General features: G+C 62.2%; 6 protein-coding genes. 4 read left to right on the forward strand and 2 right to left on the reverse strand.

Annotated elements, in window-relative coordinates; all coding sequences use genetic code 11:
• Window positions 1–42: 42 nt before the first annotated feature.
• A complete protein-coding gene (locus tag EIY71_RS10745; protein WP_102718618.1) occupies window positions 43–1989 on the reverse strand; it encodes a methyl-accepting chemotaxis protein in 1947 nt (648 codons plus the stop codon).
• Window positions 1990–2039: 50 nt separating this feature from the next.
• Window positions 2040–3710: a diguanylate cyclase GcbA gene (gene gcbA, locus EIY71_RS10750; protein ID WP_102718619.1), complete on the reverse strand. Its 1671-nt coding sequence runs from the start codon at window positions 3708–3710 to the stop codon at window positions 2040–2042.
• 428 nt (window positions 3711–4138) lie between these two features.
• Here gcbA and EIY71_RS10755 point away from each other — a divergent pair, with 428 nt between their 5' ends.
• The 4 genes from EIY71_RS10755 (at window position 4139) to speA (ending at window position 8457) form a co-directional block, all read left to right on the forward strand.
• Window positions 4139–5206: a DUF2333 family protein gene (locus tag EIY71_RS10755; RefSeq protein WP_134021685.1), complete on the forward strand. Its 1068-nt coding sequence runs from the start codon at window positions 4139–4141 to the stop codon at window positions 5204–5206.
• Window positions 5207–5209: 3 nt separating this feature from the next.
• A complete protein-coding gene (locus EIY71_RS10760; protein WP_134021687.1) occupies window positions 5210–5767 on the forward strand; it encodes an NUDIX hydrolase in 558 nt (185 codons plus the stop codon).
• Window positions 5768–5953: 186 nt separating this feature from the next.
• Window positions 5954–6325 carry a translation initiation factor Sui1 gene (locus EIY71_RS10765; protein ID WP_007951016.1) on the forward strand — a complete coding sequence of 124 codons (372 nt, stop codon included), beginning with the start codon at window positions 5954–5956 and terminating at the stop codon, window positions 6323–6325.
• Between the two features lie 218 nt (window positions 6326–6543).
• Window positions 6544–8457: an arginine decarboxylase gene (gene speA / locus EIY71_RS10770; RefSeq protein WP_011332271.1), complete on the forward strand. Its 1914-nt coding sequence runs from the start codon at window positions 6544–6546 to the stop codon at window positions 8455–8457.
• Window positions 8458–8690 lie beyond the last annotated feature (233 nt).

The raw sequence follows: 8690 nt of genomic DNA on the forward strand, positions 1-8690 counted from the left end.
AAAGGTGCGGGAATGATAGCGGACTTGGCCCTGCGCTGTGTGTCACACGCGGAACGCCTGCACGGCGGTGTGCAGCTGGCCGCCCAGCAACAGCAGGTTCTCGCCTTGCTCGCGGCCCTGGCCGATGCGCAGCAGATTGTCTCCGCCCAACTGGTGAATCCGCTCGCTGTGATCGCGGATCTCGCTGACCGCGCCGCTCTGTTGCGCGGTGATGTCGGCGATGCGGATCGCGGTGTCGGAGATGGTCTGGATCGCGCCGACAATCTTGTCCAGCGCACCGTCCGCCGATTGCGCCTGATTGGCCGTGGCCTCGGCGTGTTCGACCTGCGCGCGCATGCCCTCGACCGATTGCCGGGCGGCGGTTTGCAGGCCGGCGATCAGGGTCTGGATTTCGGCGGTGGCGCCGGCGGTGCGTTGCGCCAGCGAGCGCACTTCCTCGGCCACCACGGCAAATCCACGGCCCATTTCCCCGGCCCGAGCGGCTTCGATCGCCGCGTTGAGCGCCAGCAGGTTGGTCTGGTCGGCAATCGAGCGGATCACCGTCAGCACGCCGCCGATGGTTGCCGATTCTTCGGCCAGGTGTTCGATCATCTGCGCGTTGCCTTGCACTTCGCCGACCAGCGCGTGCAAGCCGGTGAGGCTCTGGCCGATCACTTGTTGCCCGTGTTCGACGGCCAGCCCGGCATGGCGACTGGCGTCGGCGGCCTGGCGCGCATCGCCGGCCACTTGCTGGATGGTCGCTTCCAGTTCGCCGAGGGAGTCACGGATCAGCGCGGTATCGCCGGCCTGATGTTCGGCGCCGCTGTGCAAGTCATTGCTCAGCTCGGCGAGGGTGCGGCTGCTGCCGGCCACTTGCTCGGCATTGCCGCGAATCGTCCCGACCAGATCCACCAGATAGGCGCGCAGGCGATTGAGCGAGGCTTCGATGTCGTGCAGTTCGCGGTTGGTCTTGCCCAGATGAATGTCGCGGCTGAAATCGCCTTCGGCCCAGGTCGACAGCGCCGGCGCGAGGTTGGTCAGGGTGCGGGCCAGGCGTCGCTGCAGGGTGTCGATCAGCAGCGCGATCAGCAGAATCAGGCCGATCATCACGCCTTGCATCAGCCGCACTTCACCCTGGATCTGCCCGTGCTGGGCGCGCACCACCGGTTCGAGACCGGCGATGGCTTGCTGCACGGCGGCGATTTTCTGGTGGGTCGCGGTGCTCAGGTCGGTGCGTTTCTGGATCTGCTCGCGGGTGCGCGCCAGCTCCGCCGGGTAACGCCCCAGCAGGCTGTTGAGCTCGCGTTTGAGGCCGACACCAGCATCTTCGGCAGCGGCTTTTTCCGTGCTTTCGATGCCCATCATCGCGGCGAAATCGTCGCTGCCGGATTCACTGCTGGCGACCACGCCGAGCAAGGGCAGGGCATCGATCGTCTGGGCCTGGGCGCGGATGTTGCTGACTTCGCGTTCGACATCGGCGGCCAGTTCACTGCGCCCGCTGCTGACCAGTTTGTCTCGGGCCAGCGACAGTTTGCCCAGATGTTGAGAGGCAACGAGCAGAGGCGTGAGATAGGTCGCGTTGCCGCCTGCATACGTGCTGAGCTGATCGAGGCTGGCGCTCAATTCGCGCTCGGCCTGCAACAGCAGGGCCTGCGGATCGCCGGCCAGTTTGCCGGCGGCCAGCAGGTCGGTCTTGCTGAATTCATCGAGGCCGGTGAGGCTCGGGCGCAAGGTGTCGGCCAGCGCCGGCGGCAGCTCGTCGAGCTCCTTCTGCAACTGATCGATGGCCTGGCTGGCTCTGCTCAGGCGCAGGGCGTCGCCGCTGGCGAGGTAATCCTCGACGTTGCGTGCCACGTCATTCTGAAATTGCTGCGACAGCCCCAGGTATCGCTCCATCAACAGATACGGGCGCTCCAGGGCTTTCTGCGACCACCACAGCGTGGCGCCGAGGGCCACGCAGACGGCGACCAGCAACAGAGTATTGAGATTGGTGAGCAACTTCAGGCGCATGACGGCTACCAACGGCAGAATGGTAAGCGCCTGAATTTATTGCGGTTCTGTTACAGGGTTATGACCGATTGGGTCGAATCCGATGAAAAAGTGGCACTTTGCTTTGAGTCGCGCGCGGTCTGCACCCGATTGCGTCCTTCGCCCTTGGCGCGATACAGCGCCTCGTCGGCCTGGCTGGCCATCATCAGGCTGTCGGAGTCGTCGTGCATTTCCACCACGCCGGCGCTGAAGGTGCACCACAGATCCTGCGGCTGGGCCGGATAGTGAATCTCGGCAAAGCGCTGGCGGATCTCGTCGAGCACTTTGTGCGCCGCTTCTATATCGGTGTCCGGCATGACGATGGCGAATTCTTCGCCGCCGTAACGACCGATGAAATCGGTCTTGCGCAGACGCTGCTTGAGAAACAGCGCCAGGCTCTTGATCACCCGGTCGCCCATGGGATGGCCGTGGCTGTCATTGACCCGCTTGAAGTGGTCGATGTCGAGCATCGCAAAGCTCAACGGCTTGTTCTCGCGGCGGGCGCGGAACGAGCAGTCTTCGAGCAATTGCAGAATGTGCGTGTGGTTGTACAGGCCGGTGAGGCTGTCGCGGACCATCCGTGCTTTCAGGTTACGCGCACGGGCGGCGCGGTTGCGCACGGTGGTGATCAGGTGGCGCGGCTTGATCGGCTTGGTCAGGAAGTCATCGCCGCCTTCGCTCATGGCGTCGAGCTGTTTGTCCAGATCGTCCTCGGCCGACAGATAAATGATCGGCACGCTGACATAGCGGTCGTTGTGACGGATGACCTTGGCCAGCTCGGTGCCGGTGCAGGCCGGCATGTACATGTCGAGGATGATCAGGTCCGGCTGGAAGTCCGCCAGCTCGGCCATGGCCTGGATCGGTTCGATCAGGGTGCGGGTGACGATCCCGGCGCTGTTGAGCAGGCGTTCGGTGTGCAGGGCCTGGGCGCGGGAGTCGTCGATGATCAGCACTTTATAGGGTTCGTACTGGGCGACGCAGGTCAGGACCTCGATCTTCTCCAGCAGGCTCGAGGCTTCGAGGGTGCCGGTGAGGAATTCCTGGCCACCGGCGCGCACTGCCGCGAGGCGGGTCGGGGTGTCGGTTTCGTGCAGGCTGAAGAACAGCAGGGGCAGCGGTTCTTCCAGACCTTGCTGGGCTTCGGCGGCGAGTTTCAGGCCGACGCCGACGCCGCTGAAATCCACGTCCATGACGATCGCGGCCGGCAGGCGCTCGACCATCGACGAGCGAAACGCCGACACGCTGTCCAGCGCCTGGGCGCTCAGACCGAAAAACTCCAGCTGTTTGGCCAGCCGCTCGGCGCGGTCGTGATCCTGCAGCATCACGTAGATCGGTTTGCGCAGGGGCGGCAGGAAGGTTTGATCAAGCTGATCGCCATGGCGCAGGCCGGTGCGCGACAGACGCTGCATCAAACGGTTGAGATCGGTGATCAGGCCGCTGCTCAGGCGTCCGCGATTGGCGTCCACCGCGTCCAGCGACTGGCTGATGTGGCGGGCCAGCTGCGTGTGTTCGGGCTGTTCGAAACGCTCGGCAAAACGCAGCAGGCGCAAATTGGCCTCGCTCAGTTCGGCGAGATCGGCAGTGGACCACTCACTGCGTTGCAGGCGCTGCCATATCTCAAGAATCTGACGTGCCTGATGAATTACCCGCTGGGCAAAGTGGTGCTTGAGGCGCTCACGGCTGGGGTCTTCTGGCTCGGTCATATCCTGACTACTAGTTAGGGTGCATGCTGAGATCGACTGGTGGCTCTATGCTAGCACCTCTTTTCCCTTACATGAGTGTCGTACGTCAATAATCTGCGGTACGACATCATTCAGTTTCTGACTGCCGGGTTTCAATTTGAACCTGATCGTCGGGGAAGTCCCCATCTACTGGGCATTTTCCGATCTGCACGCCGGTGAATTTATCGGAGTATGAGAAAGGTGGGGCAGGGTGTTTGTGCTGTCGCGTTGCGGGTATCGGCATCGAATTGGTGGTGAATCCGCTATCGGGGAATCCCTTAGGGCGGTCTGTACAGGCCTCGTGTCGGGTAGCGAGATAACGCCTGTCAATATTGACGGGTGCCCGGTCGAGGCACGTTGTTGTATGGTTGTGGTCGAACCGTTGAACCCAAGATTGAAAGGATATCGCCATGCTGGACTGGAAGAACCGCGCGGGCAGCGCGCCTGAACGTGCCGCCGAGCCCAAGTCGGCCACCCGCAGCTATGTCGGCGGGCTGTTGTTCAGCCGGGCGCTGGCCACGCTGGTCGCCATTTACCTGTTGGTGACTATTGCCCTTGGCTGGTACTGGAGCCAGGAGCCGGCGCTGTTTCCCGTGGCGCAGAACGCTCAGGTTGCCGCCGAGAAAGAGGGCAAGCAGATGGTGGTCGGCTACACCACCGTCGAAACCCTGAAAACCGTTGCCGGCACGTTGCTCGACAAGCCGGGCGGCTACATTTCCAACGACCGTTTCCCGCCGGGCCTGTGGATGGACAACATGCCGAGCTGGGAATACGGCGTGCTGGTGCAGGTGCGCGACCTGACCCGTGCCCTGCGCAAGGACTTCGCCCGCTCGCAGTCGCAATCGGCTGAAGACGCCGACCTGGCCAAGGCCGAGCCGCGCTTCAACTTCGACAACAAGAGCTGGGTCCTGCCGTCGAGCGAGTCGGAATATCAGGAAGGCATCAATTCCCTGAGCCGTTATCAGGCGCGCCTCTCCGATCCGACCCAGAAAAACGCGCTGTTCTACGCCCGCGCCGATAACCTGAACAACTGGCTGGGCGATGTGGGCACCCGTCTCGGTTCGCTGTCGCAACGCCTGTCGGCCAGCGTTGGCCGGGTCAAGCTCAACACCGCGCTGAAAACCGAAGTGCCGGCGGTGGGTGAAGTGCCGCAGGTCGACGAGGAAGTCGTCGAGACTCCGTGGATGCAGATCGACAACGTGTTCTACGAAGCCCGCGGCCAGGCCTGGGCGCTGTCGCACCTGCTGCGCGCGATCGAGGTCGATTTCGCCGACGTGCTGGCGAAGAAGAACGCGACCGTCAGCGTGCGTCAGATCATTCGTGAGCTGGAGGCGTCGCAGGAGCCGATCTGGAGCCCGATGATCCTAAATGGCAGCGGCTTTGGTGTGCTGGCCAACCACTCGCTGGTGATGGCCAACTATATTTCCCGGGCCAACGCCGCCGTGATCGATTTGCGTCAACTGCTCAATCAGGGCTGAGTCATGGACGAGAGCGCCAGAGAGGCGGCCCACCGCGCCGCCTCGGATGCCGAACAGATCGCCTGGGTCGACGAGCAGGACAACCTGCTCGGTTCCCTGGTGCGCGCCGACTTGCGCGAGCGCGGGCTGATCGGCCGTGGCACCTATATCATGCTGTTCAACTCCGCCGGTGAACTCTGCGTGCATCGGCGCACGTTGAGCAAAGCCATTTATCCCGGTTACTGGGACGTGGCGGCGGGCGGCATGGTGCAGGCGCACGAGTCCTACGCCGAATCGGCAGCCCGCGAGCTGGAAGAAGAATTGGGCGTGAGCGGCGTCAAGCTGACGGCCCACGACCATTTCTACTTCGAAGACACCGGCAATCGCCTGTGGTGTTCGGCGTTTTCGGCGGTGTGGGACGGGCCGTTGATTCTGCAGCCCGAAGAAGTGCTCGAAGCGCGCTTCATTCCGGTCGCGCAGGTCATGCTGGAAATCCGGCAGAAGCCTTATTGCCCGGACTCTCTGGCTGCGCTGAAACGCTATCTGAAGGCTCAGCAAAGCGACGTCGCAAAGAACACATAAATTGGCGCCGATTGGCACTTAGCAATCGGCGTTTTTGCCGTTACACTGCGCGACCTTTTCAAGCTGTGCCGGCCCGCTTTCAGGAGCTCATGGCACAGTAGCGCTGCCCCTGCCTGAGTGGGGCTTCGCGGTCGATAGCCTTGCCCAAGGCTGCGATCAGTCTTTGTCCTCCCGAGAGGATTGCCGGTGGCCAAAAAAGCCGCATCCTTCGCCGCCCTGGGCGGCCTGGTATTTTCCACCGACGCAGGTCGTCATTGCCCGGAATGCAGCAAGCCGGTGGACGCCTGTATCTGCAAGCAAACCGTGATTCCGGCCGGCGACGGCATTGCCCGCGTGCGCCGCGAGAGCAAGGGTCGTGGCGGCAAGACGGTGACCACCATCACCGGCGTGCCCCTGGCCGAAGACGCACTCAAGGAGCTGGCGACAACGTTGAAGAAACGTTGCGGCACCGGCGGTGCGTTAAAAGACGGGATCATCGAGATCCAGGGCGACCATGTCGAGCTGCTCCTGGCCGAGTTGGTCAAGCACGGTTTCAAGGCGAAGAAGTCCGGCGGCTAGCAGCCTCTGTGAAACCCACCGGCGGCTTGATTCAGCTCCAGAGTCTCTGGGTCTGACGTCGTTTCCATGGTTTTCACAGAGCCTGTTCATGACCGGTTTCTAAACTCAACGCTGTCAGCGCGGTCTACCGCCCCGCTGACGAACCGTCATTTTCATTCTTTAGACTGCGCCGGCCTGAGATCAGGCGACGCACTATGACTTCTTTATAGGGGACTTCGATGTCCGTACGACGCACACGCAAAGACGATGGCAGCCAATGGACAGTTGCGGACAGCCGCAGTGTTTACGGGATTCGCCATTGGGGGGCCGGGTACTTCGCGATCAATGACGCCGGTCGCGTCGAAGTTCGTCCGAACGGCCCGAGCAGCTCGCCTATCGATCTGTTCGAACAAGTCGACCAGTTGCGCAAAAGTGGCTTGTCCCTGCCGCTGCTGGTGCGTTTCCCCGACATCCTGCAAGACCGCGTCCGTCAGCTGACCGGTGCGTTCGATGCGAACATCGAGCGTCTGGAATACCAGAGCAAATACACCGCGCTGTACCCGATCAAGGTCAACCAGCAGGAAGCGGTGATCGAGAACATCATCGCCACCCAGAACGTTTCCATCGGTCTGGAAGCCGGCTCCAAGCCTGAGCTGCTGGCGGTGCTGGCACTGGCGCCGAAGGGCGGCACCATCGTCTGCAACGGTTACAAGGACCGCGAGTTCATCCGCCTGGCGCTGATGGGCCAGAAGCTCGGCCACAACGTGTTCATCGTGATCGAGAAAGAATCCGAAGTCGGTCTGGTGATCGAAGAAGCCGCCTCGCTCAAGGTCAAGCCGCAGGTCGGCCTGCGCGTGCGTCTGTCGTCGCTGGCGTCGTCGAAGTGGGCGGACACCGGTGGCGAGAAATCCAAGTTCGGCCTGTCGGCGGCGCAACTGCTGTCGGTGGTCGAGCGCTTCCGCGCGGCGGGCCTGGATCAGGGCATTCGTCTGCTGCACTTCCACATGGGTTCGCAGATCGCCAACCTCGCTGACTACCAGCACGGCTTCAAGGAAGCGATCCGTTACTACGGCGAGCTGCGCAACCTCGGTCTGCCGGTCGATCACATCGACGTCGGTGGCGGTCTGGGCGTCGACTACGACGGTACCCACTCGCGCAACGCCAGTTCGATCAACTACGACATGGACGACTACGCCGGTGTCGTGGTCGGCATGCTCAAAGAGTTCTGCGACGCGCAGGCTCTGCCGCATCCGCACATTTTCTCCGAAAGCGGCCGCTCGCTGACCGCCCACCACGCGATGCTGGTGGTGCAGGTGACCGACGTCGAGAAGCACAACGACGACGTGCCACAGATCGAGAACAAGGAAGCGCTGCCGGAAACCGTGCAGTGGCTGGTTGACCTGCTCGGCCCGACCGACATCGAAATGGTCACCGAAACCTACTGGCGCGCCACCCACTACATGAGCGACGTGGCCGCCCAGTACGCCGACGGCAAACTGACCCTGGCCGAGAAAGCCCTGGCCGAGCAGTGCTACTTCGCCGTGTGCCGTCGCCTGCACAACTCGCTGAAAGCGCGTCAGCGTTCGCACCGTCAGGTGCTGGACGAACTCAACGACAAGCTGGCCGACAAGTACATCTGCAATTTTTCGGTGTTCCAGAGCCTGCCGGACACCTGGGCGATCGATCAGGTCCTGCCGATCATCCCGCTGCACCGTCTCGACGAAGAGCCGCTGCGTCGTGCCGTTCTGCAAGACCTGACCTGCGACTCCGACGGCAAGATCAATCAGTACGTCGACGAGCAGAGCATCGAGACCAGCCTGCCGGTGCACGCGCTGAACGAAGGTGAAGATTACTTGCTGGGCGTATTCCTGGTCGGCGCCTATCAGGAAATCCTCGGCGACATGCACAACCTGTTCGGTGACACCGACTCGGTGAACATCTACCAGAACGCCGACGGCAGCGTGTACCACGCCGGTATTGAAACCCACGACACCATCGAAGACATGCTGCGCTACGTGCACCTGTCGCCGGAAGAGCTGATGACCCACTACCGCGACAAGTGCGCCAGTGCCCGCATCAGCGCCAGCGAGCGCACTCAGTTTCTCGATGCATTGCGTCTGGGTCTGACCCGCTCCTCTTACCTGTCTTCCTGAGGCCAGGTTCTGCTTTCATCTGGTTGTCTGAAATTGTTCCGCTTACTGCGGACGTTTCAGACAACCAGGTGAGACGCTTCTTTTTCTCTTCGCGAAAATGCTTTCGTCCAGACGAGCAAAGTGATGTCGTCTGCTTTTCGCGTAGGTCATTTCCGAATTTGTACTTCGGCTCTCTACTCGGCCATGGCTCTCGGCGAGAATCCCCCCCCGCCCCCCCCGTCGACAATTACCCC

This window comes from Pseudomonas sp. CH235 (genome assembly GCF_004368175.1).
GTDB lineage: Bacteria > Pseudomonadota > Gammaproteobacteria > Pseudomonadales > Pseudomonadaceae > Aquipseudomonas > Aquipseudomonas paraglycinae.